Origin of the sequence: Paraburkholderia sp. BCC1876 (assembly GCF_902833695.1) — a bacterium.
Taxonomy (GTDB): Bacteria; Pseudomonadota; Gammaproteobacteria; order Burkholderiales; family Burkholderiaceae; genus Paraburkholderia.
The window spans coordinates 132865-149748 of the sequence record NZ_CADFGI010000006.1; the positions used below are offsets into that span (position 1 = coordinate 132865).

A 16884-nucleotide genomic window follows, 5' to 3' on the forward strand; every position below is an offset into this window, starting at 1 on the left:
CCTGCGCCGCGTGCCAGAAGCAAAAACGCCGCAACCCGTGCGGCGCTTTACAAGTAGCCAACGAACACGACAACCGCGGCGACAACTACAACTGCCGCTACAACCGGCGCCGCAACAAACGCGGCGCCGCTCCATCAGGCCGTTGCGCCCAACCGGAAGAAACTCACACTCTGCACCAGCCCCGACGCCTTGCTCTGCACCGCGTCGGCAGCGGCGGCGGCTTGCTCGACCAGCGCCGCGTTGCTCTGCGTCACCTGATCCATCTGCGTCACCGCGTCGTTGACTTCGGCGATACCCGTTGCCTGATCGACGCTGGCCGTGGCGATCGCCTCGACGATGCGCGTCACGCTGCCGGCGCTTTGCACCACGCCTTCCATCGTATTGCTCGCGTGATTGATCAACTGCGTGCCGGCGTCGATCGTCGCGACCGATTCGCGAATCAGCGTCTTGATCTCGCGCGCGGCGTCGGCGGAACGTTGCGCGAGGCTGCGCACTTCGCTTGCCACCACCGCAAAACCGCGACCTTGCGTACCGGCGCGCGCGGCTTCGACCGCCGCGTTGAGCGCGAGAATATTGGTCTGCGCGGAAATCGCCTCGACCACCGCAATGATGTCGACGATCCGTTTGGACGCTACGTTGATCTGATCCATCGTGCGCACCGCGTCGGTCATCACGACGCCGCCTTCGCGTGCCGCTTGCGCAGCGGTTTGCGCGAGCGAGGTGGCTTCGCGTGCATTCTCCGCGTTGCGCTGAACCGAGTCGGTGAAATGCTGCATCGATGCGGCGGTTTCTTCGAGCGACGCGGCCTGCTGTTCGGTGCGTGCCGAGAGGTCGAGATTGCCGGCCGCAATTTCCTGCGTCGCCGACGAAATCGTATGCGCGCCTTCGCGAATCTCGTGGACGATCGTACGCAAACGATGGTTCATGTCGTTCAGCGCCACCAGCAACTGGCCGGTTTCGTCGCTGCTCACCACGGTCACATCGGCACGCAGATCGCCGGCCGCCACCGCCTGCGCGACGCCGACCGCCTGCTTCACCGGCAGCGTGATGCTGCGGCTCAGGAACCACACCGCGAACGCGCCGAGCCCGAGCGAGCCGATCACCACGCTCAGCAGCAGTGCGCTAGCCAGCGTGTAAGCGCTTTGCGCGGCTTCCGCCGTCTTCACGTTCGACGCCTGCGCCTGCTGCATGACGGAAGCGACGATGTCGTCGATCGCGGCCGTCGGCGCGCGGTCGATACCTTTGACGAGGCCGTCCACCACGTGCGCGGTATTCGGGTCCGCCGCGTCGTAATGCTTGAGCGCGTCGAGGTAGCTGTCCTGCAACGAGGCGTGCGTGGCGAGGGCATTGTCGACGCCGTCCGCACTCGCGCCGAGCGCGCTCAACTGGTCTTTCAGGCGCGTCAGCGCGGCGTGCGTGGTGCCGCTTTCCTTGCTGAACGCGTCGCGGTATTTGGCGAACGCGGCCGGATCGGCGCCGCGCAGCAGCAGGTCTTTCCACTCCTGCACCTGCTTCTTGAACTCGACCTGGGCGACGCGCGCCGTGTCGGCCGCTTGCGCGTACTGGCTCAAGGTTTGAGCCGACTGGATTTGCAGCGCATGCGTTTCGGACAACGCATGCCAGCCTTCCAGTCCGACTACCATCGTTGCGGCGAGCAGCACCGCGCCAAGTAACGCCAACTTGATGGCGATTTTCAGATTGCGATAGAACGTCACTGCGTGTTTCCCTGGCGTACCGGTAGTGCGATTAATCGAGCTTGAATTGCGTCACTGCGCCCGCGAGGCTCACCGCCTGACTCTGCAACGCGGCGGCCGCCGCGGTCGATTGCTCGACCAGCGCGGCGTTCTGCTGAACCATTTCGTCGAGCTGGCTGACGGCGCGATTCACTTCCTGAATGCCGCGCGTCTGTTCGTTCGCGGCCTGGGTGATTTCGGAAATGATGGTGGTCACGTTGGCGACATTGCTGACGATCTCCGTCATCGTTTCGCCGGCCTGGCGCACCTGGCCTGACCCTGAAGTGACGCTCGATACCGTCGATTCGATCAGCGCCTTGATTTCCTTCGCGGCCTGCGCGCTGCGTTGCGCGAGGCTTCGCACCTCGCCGGCCACGACCGCGAAACCGCGGCCCTGTTCGCCGGCGCGCGCGGCTTCGACGGCTGCGTTCAACGCGAGAATGTTGGTCTGGAATGCGATGCCGTCGATCACGCCGATGATATCGGCGATCTTCACCGACGCGTGTTCGATTTCACCCATAGTCGTAATCACTTCCGCGATCACCACGCCGCCGCGCGAAGCCACTTGCGACGCGGACACGGCAGTGTCGTCGGCCTGCTTTGCGGCGCTTGCCGATTGCGTGACTGTCGAGGTGATTTCTTCCATCGACGCGGCGGTTTGCTGCAAGCTCGCCGCTGCGGATTCCGTACGGCCCGACAGATCCACGTTGCCCGCGGCGATTTCATTCGCGGCCACGCGCACCGATTCGCTGGCGTCGCGAATCTGGCGCATCACGTGGCTGAGTTTGTCGATGAAGGTGTTGAACGAGCGCGCGATCTGCGCGACTTCGTCGTTGCCGTCGGCGGGCAGACGTTGGGTCAGATCGCCTTCGCCCGAACCGATTGCGTCCATCGCGTCGCGCACGTTCGAGAGGCGCTTGAACGATACGGCGGTGACGGCGGCCACGACCGCTGCGGCAATACCCGCGATTACGACCAGCGCGATCAGCGAGGCCGTCAGCAACGAACGCATGCCGGCGGTGGCTTCCGCTTTATCCAGCGCGACGACCGCATACCAGTCGGTGCCGGGAATCGCTTCGGTGCGCAGCAGTTTGGCGCTGCCGTTCACGTCGACTTCGAGCGGATGCTCGGCGCTGAGGAGGGCGGCCAGTTTGTCGCTGGTGAGTGCGGGGACGAGGTCCGACACGGGCTTCAACGTCAGCTTCGAATCCGGATGTGCAACGATATGGCCGCTCGCGTCGATCAACATGCCAAAGCTCGCGGGCGTCGGATGAATCGCCTTGACGTTGGCGATCACGCTGTCCATCGCGACGTCACCGGAGACCACCGCTTTCACCACGCCGTCGCGCACCACCGGCGCGGCGAACGCGACCACCAGCTTGCCCGTGCCGACGTCCACGTACGGCGGCGTCACGACCGGCTTGCCGGCCGCGGCGGCCTGCTTGTACCACGGACGCCCGGTCGGATCGTAGTCCGGCGGAATGCCGGTCGGGTCGGAGAATTTCGCGGTCTTGTCCGCGTAGCCGACATAGACGTTGGTGAACTTGCCCCCGGCGGCAACCAGCTTCAACGCGGCGCTCGGGTCAGGTTGCAACACGGCGTCCTGCAACGAATCGATCATCTGCTTGTGCGTGACGACCCAGTCGTCGATCCCGTCGGCGTGACCGCTTTCGACGGCGTTCAGGCTGTTTTCGATCGCGTCGGCGTTATACGAATTGGCGACGACATAGTTGAGGACCGCGTTGGCGGCGAGCGCAACCACAACGATAGCGACGCACAGGGCAACAATGCGCGCGCGAATGGAAGAGAACATGTCGGGAGTCTTTCGGAGTAAGCAGTGAGCCGTAGTCGGTGAGGCGGGGGCCTCACCAGAGGTATACGGCGTGGGCAGTGTGGACTTGAGCGGGTAATGCTTTCAGTTTGTGACAGAGGCCGTGAGACCCGCTTGTGGCGGGTCGCCGCGATGCTACACAATTTTTCGCGCGGCGCGGGCTTTTCAATAAACACCGAAACCCGCATGAACAGAGGCTCTGCGAGGCGCTATATTCATCAGACAATAACGCTGCGCCGCGTTGCCGCGAGATCGCTTCACATCACCGGAGAATGCAGATGATGCGGATGGTCGAGTGTCTCCGCCACGATGCGCAAAGCCTCGGCGCATTCGTCGCGGGTCTTCGAGCCGCCCAGGCACACGCGCATGGCGTTGGGCGGATTGCCGTCGGTGGAAAACGCCGCGCCCGCGACCGCCGCGATGCCCTGGTTGCGCAACTGCAACGCGAGTTCGGAGGCGCTCCAGCCGCTCGCTACCGGCACCGGCAACCACAGGTGAAAGCCGTCCGGATGTGCGTCGTAAGGCCATGCGTCGAGTTGCCGCGTGGCGATCGCCTGGCGCGCCCGCGACTCGTTGCGGATTGCGTTGAGCATGTCGAGCGCGGTGCCATCGGCGATCCATTGCGTGGCCAGCGTGACCGTGAACGGACTCGCCATCACGGTGGTCGCGCGCAACGCGCCGGCGAGGCGCTGCGTTTGACGCGGCGTCGGCGCATGCAGATGCGCGACGCGCAGGCCCGCGCCGAGGCTCTTCGATAAACCGGTCACGTAGTAGGTCAACTCGGGCGCGAAGGTGGCGAGCGCATCCGGCGCGCTTTGCGGCAGCATCGCGTAGGCGTCGTCTTCGATGATCGGCACGCTGTAGCGCAACGCGACGTCGGCCAGCGCCTCGCGCCGTTTGTGCGTGAGCGTGAGCGTGCTCGGATTCTGCAGCGTCGGATTGCAATAGAACGCGCTCGGCTTGTCGGTCTTGCAGAGCGCTTCGAAGGCATGCGCGAGCGGACCTTCGTCGTCGCGCGGTAACGCCTGCAGACGCACGCCGAGTTGCGCGGCGATCGCCTTGATGCCGGGATAGGCGAGCGAGTCGAGGCAGATCGTGCCGCCGGGCCGCGCGAGTTGCGACACCAGCGCCACCAGCGCGCTGTGAATGCCGGGACAAACCAATACGTTCTGCGCATCCGCGTGCGGCACGCGGCGCCGGAGCCAGTCGGCGCCCGCGTCCTTGTCGGCGGCCGAGCCGCCGAAGTCCTGATAGCGCAGCAACTGGTACGGATCGCTGTCGGCCATCCGGCGTGCGGCGGAATCGCGCAGACGGTTCGCGTAATCGGGCGGCTCGGGCGGCGTGTTCATCGACATTTCAATGCTGCTGCCGCCGGTGAGCGGCAACGTGGCGGTGCGGCCGCGCACGAACGTGCCGCTGCCCGCGCGCGAATCGAGCAGGCCGCGTTTGCGTGCCTCCGCGTACGCGCGCGCCACCGTCGTGTAATTCAACGCGAGTTCCTCGGCCAGATCGCGCAGGCCAGGCAAGCGGTCGCGTGGCCGCAGCCGGCCGGTGGCGAGGTCTTCTTCGATCAGATCAGGAATCGCGAGGTAGGCCGGCTTGCGGATGTCGGCAAGACGTTTGATCCAGTGATGGGTTGGGCTGTTCATCGCATGCGCGCTTTCGATTGGGGTGACAGGACCGATAAAAAATTGATCGGATCTAAATGCGATCAATGATCGGATTGATCGCCCGTGGTGAATGACTGCACCATGCCGACACGTTCGCGTCCGCGAATCGCACCCGGCTGGTGCGGTGGCGCGGCGCGGATCGCGCTTGCGCGGCCTGTCCCGGCGGTATGCAAACTTCACACCCGAAAAATTTTTGTGTCGGACTTCGAATCGAGGCGGAATTGATTGCTGATTGATCGCATTCGCGCAGCCGATCAATGGCACGGCCGTTGCATTGAGAGAAGCGCGCACACACTGAACACGCGCCTTCTTTTACTTAGCAAACCTGATCGGAGAGTGTCATGCCAGCCGTCAACAAACCGCTGCATCAGAAGGGCGATTACCTTGTCGACTACGAGGAGAAAGTCTTTGAGGACGTGAAAGCCGAACCGGGAGAGAAGGCGCTCGTCACGTTCCATACGGTCGCGTTCGAAGGCTCGATCGGTTTCGTCAATCTGCTGCAGGCCACGCGTTTGCAACGCAAGGGCTTTGAAACCTCGGTGCTGCTGTATGGGCCCGGCGTCACGCTCGGTTTGCAACGCGGCTTTCCGACCCTCGGCGACGAAGCGTTCCCCGGCCATCTGAACTTCAACAAGCAGCTGATGAAATTCATGGAAGAGGGCGGCAAGGTCTACGCGTGCCGTTTCGCGCTGCAGGCGCTGTATGGACACGGCGAAGCCTCGCTGATCGAGGGTATCCGGCCGATCAGTCCGCTCGACGTGCTCGATATCCAGCTTCTGCATCGCAAGGACAACGCGCTCGTCATCCACACGTGGACGGTTTGACGGAACACGGGTGACCACTATGTCCGACAAACGCATCGTGCGTGCCGCCGCGGTCCAGATCTCACCGGATTTCGAACACAGCGGCGGCACCCTCGACAATGTGTGCGAGGCGATCGGCAAGGCGGCGCGCGAAGGCGTGCAGTTGATCGTCTTCCCTGAAACCTTCGTGCCGTATTACCCGTACTTTTCTTTCGTGAAGCCGCCGGTTGCCTCCGGCGCCGAGCATATGAAGCTGTACGAGGAAGCCGTGCTCGTGCCCGGACCCGTGACGCAGGCGGTGGCCGAGCAGGCGCGTTTGCACCGGATGGTGGTGGTGCTCGGCGTCAACGAGCGCGATCACGGCAGCCTCTACAACACGCAGTTGATCTTCGACGTGGACGGTCAACTGGTGCTCAAGCGCCGCAAGATCACGCCGACGTTTCACGAACGGATGATCTGGGGGCAAGGCGACGCGGCGGGCCTCAAGGTGGCGCACACGGCGGTGGCGCGCGTCGGCGCGCTCGCCTGCTGGGAGCATTACAACCCGCTCGCGCGTTATGCGTTGATGACGCAGCACGAGGAGATTCATTGCAGCCAGTTTCCCGGCTCGCTGGTGGGGCCGATTTTCGCCGAGCAGATCGAGGTGACGATCCGCCATCACGCGCTGGAGTCGGGGTGTTTCGTGGTCAACGCAACGGGTTGGCTCACGGATGAACAGATCGCGTCGGTGACACCGGATACGAATCTGCAGAAGGCGCTGCGTGGCGGCTGCAATACCGCGATCGTGTCGCCGGAAGGGCAGCATCTCGCGCCGCCGTTGCGGGAAGGCGAGGGCATGGTGATCGCCGATCTCGACATGGCGCTGATCACCAAGCGCAAACGCATGATGGATTCGGTCGGCCATTACGCGCGGCCCGAGTTGCTGAGTCTCGCGATCAACCGGCGTCCGGCGGAAACCGTCGCGCCGATGCCGGGTTGGTCCAGCGCGGCGCAGACCGATTTCATTTCAACCGCAGGAGAGTGCGATGAACGCCAGCGAGACGCTGTCGGCCGAGAGCCGGCAATTGATGACTGAATTGCAGTCGGCCGGCTTGCGGCTCGTCTCGCCGGATGCGGGCGCGGCGAGCCGGCGCGGCGGCGCGGGACCGTCGGACCACAAGGCGGTAACGGTGGATGGCGTGACGATCATGGTGCCGGTGCATACCAGCACCGCGTGGCACTCGCCGTTCGTTGCGCAAACACCGGATGCGTCGGGATCGAGCGCGTTGCTGCGCGGCACGATTCCGATCGCGAACATCAGCTTTCCAAAAGCGCCACGCTTTTACGGCATGCAGACGCTTGACGGCGTGCCGTATTCGAAGATCGCTGCGCTGCATAGCGCGGACGTGCTCGCGACCACGGTGTTGCAAACCTGTATCCGCTACGAGAGCCGCCGCAAGAGTTGCAAGTTCTGCGCGATCGGTCAGTCGCTCGCGGCGGGACGCACGATTGCGCGCAAGACGCCGGAGCAGTTGGCGGAAGTGGCACGCGCGGCGGTGTTGCTCGACGGCGTGAAGCATATGGTGCTGACCACCGGCACACCGCCCACGCCGGATCGCGGCGCACAGATTCTGTGCGAGAGCGCGTTCGCGATCAAGGCCGCGGTCGATCTGCCGATCCAGGCGCAATGCGAACCGCCCGACGACGACCGCTGGTTCGCGCGCATGAAGGCGAGCGGCATCGACACGCTCGGTATGCATCTGGAAGTGGTGACGCCCGCGCTGCGCGAACGCATCATGCCGGGCAAGGCGAGCGTGCCGCTGTCGCGGTACATGGAGGCCTTCAAGGCGGCGGTCGCGGTGTTCGGACGCGGACAGGTCAGCACGTACCTACTCGCGGGACTCGGCGATAGCGCGGAAGCGATTCTGACGATCTCGCGCGAGTTGATCGAGTTGGGGGTCTATCCGTTCGTGGTGCCGTTCGTGCCGATCAGCGGTACGCCGCTCGAGGATCATCCGGCGCCCACGCCTGAGTTCATGAAGTCGGTGCTGCAACCGCTCAGCGGCATGCTCAACGCCGCTGCGATGCGCTCGATCGATATCAAGGCGGGTTGCGGCAAATGCGGCGCGTGTTCGTCGCTTTCATCGTACGAGGCGTGATCATGTTTGGTGAAGCGATTGCAGGCATTGCGCTGAACTCCGATATTGATTTCGCGCCTTATACGCCGAGCGAATTCCGTATCAAGTGGACTACGCTGGATTGGGAAGCCGATGAAGCGTTCAAGTTGCGGCGCGCGGTGTTCTGCATCGAGCAGGGCATTTTTGTCGGCGACGATCGCGACGAGATCGACCGGCAGGCGCAGCAACTGGTGGCGGTGAGTTGCGTGGCCGGTATGCCGGAGCAGGTGGTCGGCACGGTGCGGATTCATCGCGACCACGACAACGTGTGGTTCGGCTCGCGGCTCGCGGTGCATGCGGCGTTCCGGCGGCACGGCAAGATCGGTGCGACGCTGATTCGGCTTGCGGTTAGCAGCGCGCATGCGCTCGGTTGCGAAACGTTTCTCGCGCATGTGCAGAGCCAGAATGTGCCGCTGTTTCGGGCGATGCATTGGGATGTGCTGGCCGAAGAAACCTTGCTCGGTCGTCCGCATCATTTGATGCAGGCGCAACTGGATTGGTACGCGCCGTGTGTCACGCCTTATGGCGGCTTCGTGACGCGTACGCCGGCTGCGTCGCCGAAGCGTGAAGCCGGTTCCGAAGCTGGCTCAGAAGCCGCTTCCGCTTCTGCCCGGAGCGCGGCATGAGTGTCGCCGATCTGGTCGCCGCCTTGCGCGAGAGCCGCGGCTTTCGCCATAAGACCGATATCGTCGACGTGGTCGGCGCGTTGGCGGGGCACTTGCCCCGCGGTACGCGCGACCTCGATCAGGCGGTCGCGCTCGGCGACGATTGCGCGGCGATTGCCGATGGCAACGGCTATCTGCTGTTTGCGATCGAAGGCCTGGTCAGCGATTTCGTCAGCGCGATGCCATGGTTCGCCGGCTATAGCAGCGTGATGGTCAACGTCAGCGATATCTATGCGATGGGCGGCCGGCCGCTGGCGGTGGTGGACGCGTTGTGGAGTCAAGGCAGCGACGCGGCGGAACAGGTTCTGGCGGGCATGGCCGCGGCATCCGTGGCCTACGGCGTGCCGATTGTCGGCGGTCATACGAATACGCGCAGTGACGCCGCGCAGTTGGCGGTGTCGATTATCGGCCGCGCTAACGCGTTGCTTTCTAGTTTTAATGCGCGGCCGGGTGACAGCCTGATGATGGTGGTCGATCTGCGCGGCCGCTTCGAGGAACCGTATCCGTTCTGGAATGCTTCGGTGGATGCGCCGTCGGAGCGGTTGCGTGCGGATCTCGACCTGTTGCCGCGTCTCGCGGAAAGCGGGCTGTGCGATGCCGCGAAAGACATCAGCATGGCCGGCACGCTCGGCACCGCGCTGATGTTGCTCGAGTGCTCGCAGGTGGGCGCACGGATCGACCTCGAGCGGATTCCGAAACCGGAGGGGGTGGCGCTGTCGCGCTGGGTCACGGCGTTTCCGAGTTTCGGTTATTTGCTGTCGGTGCGGGCGCATCAGGTGGAAGCGGTGCAGGCGCTTTTCGATGAGCGCGCGCTGGCTTGCGCGGTGATCGGATCGGTTGATGCGACGCGTCAGGTGATACTGCATCAGCACGATGATGCAGCGACGCTGTGGGACTTCGAGCGCGAGCCGTTCATCATGGCCGGGAAAGGCGGTGCGCGATGAATCCGCTGCGTATTGCGTTGCTCACGCATTCGGTCAATCCGCGCGGTGGTGTTGTGCATACGCTCGAACTGGCAACGGCGCTGACTGCGTTAGGGCACGACATAACCGTGTTCGTGCCGGCTGTGCGTGGAGAAAAGCTGTTTCGTTCACCGCCATGCCGCGTGGTCTATGCGCCTATCGTGTTGCCTCAGTCCAACACCGTCGCGATGGTCGAAGCGCGTATCGATGCGTTCAAGCGCGCATTGATCGAACACGACGCTACGCTGTTCGATCTGCTGCATGCGCAGGATAGTATCAGCGGCAATGCGCTCGCCGAGTTGAAAGCGGAAGAGTGCATTCATGGATTTATCCGCACGGTGCATCACCTCGATCAATTCGACGATGCCCGGCTGGCGGCATGGCAGCGTCGTGCGTATGAGGACGCCGATCAGGTGCTGTGCGTGAGCGAGATGTGGACGTCGGAAATGCGCTCGACGTTTGGCGTCGATGCGATCACCGTGCCGAATGGCGTCGACGTGGAGCGTTTTTCTTCTCGGCAGCTTAAGAAGGAGCAAGCGCACGACAGCGCATCGCTGCGACAACGTCTGGGTATAAATAGCGACGGCGGTCCCATCGTGCTCGCCGTCGGCGGCATCGAAGCACGCAAAAACACACTGACTCTTTTAGAAGCATTCGCTGTCGTACAGCGCGTTCTGCCGCGCGCGCAACTCGTCATTGCGGGTGGCGCGAGCCTGCTCGACCATGACGCTTACACCCGCCGTCTGTTGCAACGGGCAGCCGAGTTGCGTCTGTCGATCGGTCCGCAGGAAAGCGTGGTGGTGACAGGGCCACTCGACGATGCCGCGATGCCCGCGCTATTTCGCAGCGCCGACGTGCTGGCGATGGTGTCCCTGCGCGAAGGATTCGGCCTCGTCGTGCTCGAAGCGCTGGCGAGCGGCACGCCGGTGGTGGCCTCGGCGATTGCGCCGTTCACCGAGTATCTCGACGACAGCACCTGCTACTGGGCCGATCCCTTCGACGTCGAATCGATTGCGGCCGCGCTGCTACGCGCGCTAAGTGCGCCGGGTTCATCAGGTGCGAACGCAACCGATTTCGAGCACGCCGTCCCCGCCTTGCTCGCGCGCTTCAACTGGACGGCGAGCGCACAGCGCCACGTCGACATTTACCGCCGCTTCGTCGCGAAGCACGCACCGCTTATCAACTGATCGAGGTTTAGCCATGCCTGTCATGCACTTTCGGATTCAATGGCCCGACGGCGACGAAGCGAACTGCTATTCGCCGTCGCTCGTGATCGGCGATTTTTTCACGCCGGGCGAAGCTTATCCGCTCGACGATTTCGTCGCGCGTTCACAGCAGGCGCTCGGCATCGCGTCCGAACGGGTACGCGAGAAATACGGTTTCGCCTGCTCGGCGGCACTGGACCAGCTCGCGCAGATCGAGCGCGACGCGGCGCGGTTTCGCGACCGGCCCGACGCGACCGTCAAGGTCATCGCCTTCAGCTAGACGGTCATTTTTCAGAGGACGCATCATGTCGAATCGAAACCATCCAGCGCGCGCCGATGGGCATTACAGCGTGCTCGTCGTCGGCGGCGGGCAGGCGGGTCTGTCGGTCAGCTATTGTCTGAAGCAGGCGGGCATCGATCATCTGGTCGTGGAGAAGAACACGGTCACGCACACGTGGCGCGAGCAGCGCTGGGACGCGTTCTGTCTCGTCACGCCGAACTGGCAATGCGCGTTGCCTGGCTATCCGTATCGCGGCGACGATCCGCACGGTTTCATGAAGAAGGATGAAATCCTCGCGTACCTGGACGGTTTTATCGCGCACGTCGATGCGCCGGTCGTCGAGCGCGCGGAGGTGAAACGCGTGAAGCGGCGCGACGACGGCGTCTATACGGTCGCGACGACGCAAGGCGAGTTCACTGCCGATCAGATCGTGGTGGCATCGGGCGGCTATCACACGCCGATCGTGCCGCGTCTCGCCGAGCGCTTGCCTGCGCGCATCGTGCAAATGCAATCGTCCGCGTATCGCAATCCGCAAGCGCTGCCCGACGGCGCGGTGATGGTGGTCGGCACCGGCCAGTCCGGCGCGCAGATCGCCGAAGATTTGCATCTGGCGGGCCGCAAGGTCGTGCTCGCGGTCGGCGAAGCGCCGCGTTGCGCGCGCTTCTATCGGGGCCGCGACGTGGTCGACTGGCTTGCCGACATGCAGTATTACGACATGCCGGTCGAACAGCATCCGTTGCGGGAAGGGGTACGCGACAACACCAATCACTACGTGACCGGCCGCGACGGCGGACGCGATATCGATCTGCGCAAATTCGCCGCCGAGGGCATGGAGTTGTACGGCCGGCTCGACGACCTGCGCGACGGCGAGTTCCATTTCGCGCCGACACTAGCGGCCAATCTCGATGCGGCCGACGACGTCTATAACCGCATCAACGCAAGCATCGATGGATTTATCGCGAAGCACGGTATCGATGCACCGGCGGGCGACCCCTACGAACCGGTCTGGCGTCCGCTCGAAGAACGCGCCACGCTCGACGTGGAGACCAGCGGCATTGCCGCGATCATCTGGTGCATTGGTTTCACGCCGGACTTCAGTTGGCTCGACGCGCCGGTATTCAACGGTCGTGGTTATCCGGCGCACACGCGCGGCATTACGCCGATCGACGGTTTGTATTTCGTCGGTTTGCCGTGGTTGCATACGTGGGGTTCGGGGCGCTTTTCCGGCGTCGCGCGCGACGCGGAATTCATCGTGCAGGCGATCCGCGACAAGTTGCGCGAGCGGGAGACGCTGAGCGCGGCGGTGGCGGCGTGAAACAGTAACGCGAGTAAAAAAACGGCCGCTGCAGTGTTACCCGCAGCGGCCGTCGCCTTCAATCACCAGCGTGCAGCGTCGCGATCAGCTACCCAGCGCCGGATCGCTCATGCTGCTCTTGCCCGTTTCCACGTGGCCCGCAAAGCGGCGCGCGAACAGCGGGTCGGTATCGACCGTAATCGTCAGGTCGTACCAGCCGTGCGCGTTGCGCAGATCGAGGTAGAGCGGGTCCGTGTCGCCGCCGCGCACCGAATGCGTGATCACGTTGCCCGGATCGTACGCGTTGACGATCGTGAACTTGCAACGTGCGCTGCCCACATTTTCCAGGCGCAATTGCAGGTTGCCGTTCGACACGTCGTAGCCTTCCTCGACTTCGGGACGCGCGATATCCGAACCATTCCACCAGCTACGCGCGACCGGCCTGCCCGCATAGCGGCGCAGGAAACCGTTCGGACCGTAGACAGTGAAGTCGTAGGTGCCGTCGGCGTTGCACGGCAACTGATCCTGCAGGCGCTTGCCGGCTTCGACCGTATAGGTGCGCGGCGCGTTGAGGCTCTTCGCGGCGTAGACGAGAAACGCCGCGCCCGCGCGGCCCGAGTTGACGAAGCGCATGGTGAGCATGTTGGCCGAGCCTTCGCCATGCACGCGCACGAACAGTTCATACGGCAACGCGCGAGCCGGACGCACGCCGGCTTCCTGCTTCGGCACCGCCTGCACCAGCGGCGGCAGCGGCACGTAATCCGGATGGCGGTTCTGATCCGGCGGCACGTAGCCGCTCGTGCTCGGCAGCGCGGGAATCGCGTCGTTCGGGTTGCTGAAATTGAAGGCCGACATCAGATCGCCGCACACCGCGCGGCGCCACGGCGTGATGTTCGATTCGCCGAGGTTGTGGTCGTGGCCGAAACGCTTTTCGATAAAGCGGATCACCGACGTATGGTCGAACAGTTCCGAGCACACATAGCCGCCTTTCGACCACGGCGAGACCACCAGCATCGGCACGCGCGGTCCGAGACCGTACGGGCCGGCCGGGTAGTTCGTATTGCCCGCGAAGTTTTCGTTGCTGACGTCGACGGTGGACAAACCGTTCGCGCTCGAAGCCGGTGCGAACGGCGGCGCCATATGGTCGAAGAAACCGTCGTTCTCGTCGTAGTTGATCAGCAGCACCGTCTTGCTCCACACCTCCGGATTCGACGTGAGAATCTGCAGCACCTGATCGATGTACCACGCGCCGTAGTTCGACGGCCAGTTCGGATGCTCGGAATACGCTTCCGGCGCGACGATCCACGACACTTGCGGCAGCGCGTTGTTCTGCACGTCGCGCTTCAGAATGTCGAAGTAGCCGTCGCCCTGCGAGGCGTTCGTGCCGGTGCGCGCGTTGTCGTACAGCGGATTGCCCGGTTGCGCATTGCGGTACTGGTTGAAGTACAGCAGCGAGTTGTCGCCGTAGTTGCCGATATACGGGTTCGACGTCCAGCCCCACGAACCGTTCGCGTTGAGTCCGGTGCCGATGTCCTGATAGATCTTCCACGTAATGCCCGCGTTCTGCAGCACTTCGGGATAGGTGGACCAGCCGTAGCCGGCTTCCGCGTTGTCGATCACCGGGCCGCTGCCGCTGCCGTCGTTGCCCACCCAGCCGCTCCACATGTAGTAGCGGTTCGGATCGGTCGGGCCCATCAGCGAGCAGTGGTACGCGTCGCAAATCGTGAAGGCGTCGGCGAGCTGATAGTGAAACGGAATGTCGTCGCGCGTCAGGTAGGCCATCGTGGTGGTGCCTTTGGACGGCACCCACTGGTCGTAGCGGCCGCCGTTCCACGCCGTGTGCGTGCTGGTCCAGTCGTGCGCGAGATCCTGCAGGAATTGCAGGCCGAGATTCGGCGCGCTCGGGCGGAACGGCAGCACGTAGCCGAGATCGGCGGCGAGCGGCTGATACCACACCGGTTGACCGTTGGGCAGATTGATCGCGCGCGTGTCGCCAAAACCGCGCACGCCTTTCAGCGTGCCGAAGTAGTGGTCGAACGAGCGGTTTTCCTGCATCAGCACGACGATATGTTCGACGTCGCGAATCGTGCCGGTCTTGTTGTTGGCCGGAATGGCGAGTGCATTGCGAATGCCCAGCGGCAACATGCTAAGCGCGGTGGCGGAACCGGCTGCATGCGCGGCGGAGCGCAGAAAATCACGGCGATTTTTTGAGGTCATGGTATTGGCTTTCGATCTTCGGTAGAGGAACGATGCACACGGCGCGCGAGCGTGAGCCACGCACCGTACGGAGCGCGGAACTCAGTCCACGGTGTGAATGACGGGTGGGGCGAGCGGCGCCGACGCGGCGGCGGACAAAGCCGGGTCGGTGCTTGAGGCGGGCAGTGCTGGGCTTTGAATCGTGAGTGCTGCGGGTGCGGGTGCTACGGATGCGGGGTTCGCTGACAGCACGGCCGTGCTGTTGTCGGCGCCGTTGTCGTTCGCGGCGGGACCGCTGGCACCGTCGGCGGCGCTGGTGGTGGCCTGGTCCGGCGTTTTATCGTCGTCGTCACTGCAGGCGCCGGTCAGCGCGCAGAGCGCGACGGCGATCAGCACGCCGGCTAAACGTTTGCGATGCAGGGCGGCAGTCGGTTTCGACACACAGGACATGGCAACGTCTCCGGCACGGGGGAAGAGCGCCAGGGCATGCATGCGCCCGGGTCAGCGATGCCGAAGGATAGTCGCTTACCTGTGTAACTTTTGTGAAGAAATGGTGAGATGGGGAAAATTGAGGATTTGACCGGTCAGGCGGTATTTAATCCTCGACCGCGACGATGGCTTCGATCTCGACGGTAATATTGCCCGGCAACGAACCCACGCCGACGGCGGAGCGCGAGTGACGGCCGGCGTCGCCGAACACGTCGACGAACAGATCGGAGCAACCGTTGATCACGCGCGGATGCTCGGTGAAATCCGGCGCCGCGTTGACCATGCCGAGCAGTTTGACGACGCGTTTCACGCGGGCGAGATCGCCGAGTTCGTTGTGCAGGACAGCCAGCAGATTGAGGCCGACCAGTTGCGCGTGCCGGTACGCTTCGTCGGCGCTGACGGTGACGCCGACCTTGCCGGTCATCAGCGAGCCGCTTTCGTCGAGCGGACCCTGGCCGGACAGAAACAGCAGATTGCCCTCGCGCGTGCAGTGCGTGAAGTTGCCGATCGGCGTCGGCACCTGCGGAAGCTTGAGGCCGCGCGTGTGCAGCCGGTCGTAGCAGTTCATCGATAGGAAAGTGAGGGAGATCGTTTAAGGGGAGGTGGCGCGGCGACGCTTACGCAGCCGGTTCCGGATCGCGATGCCGCCAGCCGAGGCGCGCTTCGATGCGGGCGGCCACCGCTTGCACGGCTTGCGCGAAACGCTCGGTGCCGAGTTCGGCTTTAGCCTCGGGCATCACGATCGAAATCGTGAAGACGCACGCGCCGGTGTTGTCGAGCACGGGCGCCGCGAGACACGCCACCGATGCGTCCGACTCGCCGATCTGAATCGACAGCCGCGCGTCGAGCGCTTCGCGCGCAATCCGCGCGAGAACCTCGGGTCGCGTTTCCGCGCGACCCGTCGGCGAGCTCTGCGCATGCTGCACGAAGAACGCGACGCGTTCGGCGTCCGGCAGATGACCGACCAGCAGGCGGCCCGACGCCGTCCAGTTCAACGGCACGCGACTGCCCACGCGCGACGTCACGCGAAAATGGCCCGGACCTTCGGCCATTTGCTGCACGACCATCATGCCGTCTTCGAGACCGCAGACCTGCACGGTTTCTTCGACTTCCGCCGAGAGCCGCTGCATTTCCTCATTCGCGACCGCGAGGTAGTCGAGCGAACTCGCGTACGTCAGGCCGTAACCATACAGACGCGAGCCGAGCCAGATCGTGCCGTCCATGCGACGCGCCAGCAGATTCTTGTCGACCAGATCGTTGATGATCGAATACACCGTGGACAACGGCGCGCCGACGATGCGCGCGACTTCGTACGCGGTGGCGGGGCGGTTCGCCTGCTGGAGCGCGTCGAGGATCTGCACGGCGCGGTCGAGCGCGCTGGTGCGGGTGCGCGGCGCGGTCGTATCAGCGGCTGGGTTTGCGTCGGCTTGCGCCGCAACGGGCTCGGCCGCCGATGCCGCGGACGGGCGCGCGGCGGCGGTTACAGCCGCGGAAGGTCGGGACGTACGGGCCATCGTGCTCCTCTGTCACAGCTTGTTTTTGTCCAGTTGACGCAGGGGGATTGTATGCTAGACTGATCCGCAATTACAACATATATTCC

Annotated in this window: 15 protein-coding genes; 8 read left to right on the top strand and 7 right to left on the bottom strand. The window is 64.0% G+C overall.

Annotation, left to right across the window (positions count from 1 at the left end):
* Window positions 1-134: 134 nt before the first annotated feature.
* The 3 genes from HWY05_RS22390 to HWY05_RS22400 form a co-directional block, all read right to left on the bottom strand.
* On the bottom strand, window positions 135-1715 hold the full coding sequence (locus HWY05_RS22390) for a methyl-accepting chemotaxis protein (protein ID WP_035546819.1): 1581 nt from the start codon (window positions 1713-1715) through the stop codon (window positions 135-137).
* A gap of 31 nt (window positions 1716-1746) precedes the next feature.
* Window positions 1747-3546, bottom strand: coding sequence for a methyl-accepting chemotaxis protein (locus HWY05_RS22395; protein ID WP_035546817.1), 1800 nt, complete (start codon window positions 3544-3546; stop codon window positions 1747-1749).
* 275 nt (window positions 3547-3821) lie between these two features.
* Window positions 3822-5213: a PLP-dependent aminotransferase family protein gene (locus HWY05_RS22400; RefSeq protein ID WP_035546815.1), complete on the bottom strand. Its 1392-nt coding sequence runs from the start codon at window positions 5211-5213 to the stop codon at window positions 3822-3824.
* A gap of 362 nt (window positions 5214-5575) precedes the next feature.
* On the opposite strand from HWY05_RS22400, the gene HWY05_RS22405 reads away from it, so the two are divergent.
* Genes HWY05_RS22405 through HWY05_RS22440 form a run of 8 tightly spaced genes read left to right on the top strand, consistent with a single transcriptional unit; the run spans window position 5576 to window position 12620 of the window.
* A complete protein-coding gene (locus HWY05_RS22405) occupies window positions 5576-6058 on the top strand; it encodes an MSMEG_0572/Sll0783 family nitrogen starvation response protein (RefSeq protein WP_035546812.1) in 483 nt (160 codons plus the stop codon).
* A gap of 19 nt (window positions 6059-6077) precedes the next feature.
* Window positions 6078-7112: a Nit6803 family nitrilase gene (locus tag HWY05_RS22410; protein ID WP_176059668.1), complete on the top strand. Its 1035-nt coding sequence runs from the start codon at window positions 6078-6080 to the stop codon at window positions 7110-7112.
* Entirely contained in the window at window positions 7063-8175 is a 1113-nt protein-coding gene (locus HWY05_RS22415; RefSeq protein WP_244146675.1) for an MSMEG_0568 family radical SAM protein, read from the top strand. Before HWY05_RS22410 ends, HWY05_RS22415 begins: the two co-directional genes overlap by 50 nt.
* A gap of 2 nt (window positions 8176-8177) precedes the next feature.
* Window positions 8178-8819 carry an MSMEG_0567/Sll0786 family nitrogen starvation N-acetyltransferase gene (locus tag HWY05_RS22420; RefSeq protein ID WP_244146676.1) on the top strand — a complete coding sequence of 214 codons (642 nt, stop codon included), beginning with the start codon at window positions 8178-8180 and terminating at the stop codon, window positions 8817-8819.
* Complete coding sequence (locus HWY05_RS22425; protein ID WP_176059669.1) at window positions 8816-9802, top strand: sll0787 family AIR synthase-like protein; 987 nt, start codon at window positions 8816-8818, stop codon at window positions 9800-9802. Before HWY05_RS22420 ends, HWY05_RS22425 begins: the two co-directional genes overlap by 4 nt.
* The gene (locus HWY05_RS22430) at window positions 9799-11007 is read left to right on the top strand and encodes an MSMEG_0565 family glycosyltransferase (RefSeq protein ID WP_176059670.1); all 1209 of its coding nucleotides are present in this window, start codon (window positions 9799-9801) and stop codon (window positions 11005-11007) included. Before HWY05_RS22425 ends, HWY05_RS22430 begins: the two co-directional genes overlap by 4 nt.
* 13 nt (window positions 11008-11020) lie before the next feature.
* Window positions 11021-11305 (top strand): MSMEG_0570 family nitrogen starvation response protein, encoded by a 285-nt coding sequence (locus HWY05_RS22435; protein ID WP_035546803.1) that lies wholly within the window; start codon window positions 11021-11023, stop codon window positions 11303-11305.
* Between the two features lie 25 nt (window positions 11306-11330).
* Complete coding sequence (locus tag HWY05_RS22440) at window positions 11331-12620, top strand: MSMEG_0569 family flavin-dependent oxidoreductase (protein ID WP_176059671.1); 1290 nt, start codon at window positions 11331-11333, stop codon at window positions 12618-12620.
* Between the two features lie 84 nt (window positions 12621-12704).
* On the opposite strand, the gene HWY05_RS22445 is transcribed toward HWY05_RS22440, so the two are convergent.
* The 4 genes from HWY05_RS22445 to HWY05_RS22460 form a co-directional block, all read right to left on the bottom strand.
* On the bottom strand, window positions 12705-14816 hold the full coding sequence (locus tag HWY05_RS22445) for a phospholipase C, phosphocholine-specific (protein ID WP_176059672.1): 2112 nt from the start codon (window positions 14814-14816) through the stop codon (window positions 12705-12707).
* Between the two features lie 81 nt (window positions 14817-14897).
* Window positions 14898-15245: a hypothetical protein gene (locus HWY05_RS22450; RefSeq protein WP_035546796.1), complete on the bottom strand. Its 348-nt coding sequence runs from the start codon at window positions 15243-15245 to the stop codon at window positions 14898-14900.
* A 145-nt stretch (window positions 15246-15390) separates the two neighbouring features.
* A complete protein-coding gene (locus HWY05_RS22455; protein ID WP_035546788.1) occupies window positions 15391-15852 on the bottom strand; it encodes a RidA family protein in 462 nt (153 codons plus the stop codon).
* Window positions 15853-15901: 49 nt separating this feature from the next.
* The gene (locus HWY05_RS22460) at window positions 15902-16798 is read right to left on the bottom strand and encodes an IclR family transcriptional regulator (protein ID WP_176059673.1); all 897 of its coding nucleotides are present in this window, start codon (window positions 16796-16798) and stop codon (window positions 15902-15904) included.
* Window positions 16799-16884: the final 86 nt, after the last annotated feature.

What these genes read in the sequence shown, in the direction of transcription:
- HWY05_RS22405 (WP_035546812.1), top strand. Translation starts at nt 5,576, where the DNA reads ATGCCAGCCGTCAACAAACCGCTGCATCAGAAGGGCGATTACCTTGTC.
- HWY05_RS22440 (WP_176059671.1), top strand. Translation starts at nt 11,331, where the DNA reads ATGTCGAATCGAAACCATCCAGCGCGCGCCGATGGGCATTACAGCGTG.
- HWY05_RS22400 (WP_035546815.1), bottom strand. Translation starts at nt 5,213, where the DNA reads ATGAACAGCCCAACCCATCACTGGATCAAACGTCTTGCCGACATCCGC.
- HWY05_RS22420 (WP_244146676.1), top strand. Translation starts at nt 8,178, where the DNA reads ATGTTTGGTGAAGCGATTGCAGGCATTGCGCTGAACTCCGATATTGAT.
- HWY05_RS22415 (WP_244146675.1), top strand. Translation starts at nt 7,063, where the DNA reads ATGAACGCCAGCGAGACGCTGTCGGCCGAGAGCCGGCAATTGATGACT.
- HWY05_RS22445 (WP_176059672.1), bottom strand. Translation starts at nt 14,816, where the DNA reads ATGACCTCAAAAAATCGCCGTGATTTTCTGCGCTCCGCCGCGCATGCA.
- HWY05_RS22425 (WP_176059669.1), top strand. Translation starts at nt 8,816, where the DNA reads ATGAGTGTCGCCGATCTGGTCGCCGCCTTGCGCGAGAGCCGCGGCTTT.
- HWY05_RS22430 (WP_176059670.1), top strand. Translation starts at nt 9,799, where the DNA reads ATGAATCCGCTGCGTATTGCGTTGCTCACGCATTCGGTCAATCCGCGC.
- HWY05_RS22395 (WP_035546817.1), bottom strand. Translation starts at nt 3,546, where the DNA reads ATGTTCTCTTCCATTCGCGCGCGCATTGTTGCCCTGTGCGTCGCTATC.
- HWY05_RS22435 (WP_035546803.1), top strand. Translation starts at nt 11,021, where the DNA reads ATGCCTGTCATGCACTTTCGGATTCAATGGCCCGACGGCGACGAAGCG.
- HWY05_RS22460 (WP_176059673.1), bottom strand. Translation starts at nt 16,798, where the DNA reads ATGGCCCGTACGTCCCGACCTTCCGCGGCTGTAACCGCCGCCGCGCGC.
- HWY05_RS22410 (WP_176059668.1), top strand. Translation starts at nt 6,078, where the DNA reads ATGTCCGACAAACGCATCGTGCGTGCCGCCGCGGTCCAGATCTCACCG.
- HWY05_RS22455 (WP_035546788.1), bottom strand. Translation starts at nt 15,852, where the DNA reads ATGAACTGCTACGACCGGCTGCACACGCGCGGCCTCAAGCTTCCGCAG.
- HWY05_RS22450 (WP_035546796.1), bottom strand. Translation starts at nt 15,245, where the DNA reads ATGTCCTGTGTGTCGAAACCGACTGCCGCCCTGCATCGCAAACGTTTA.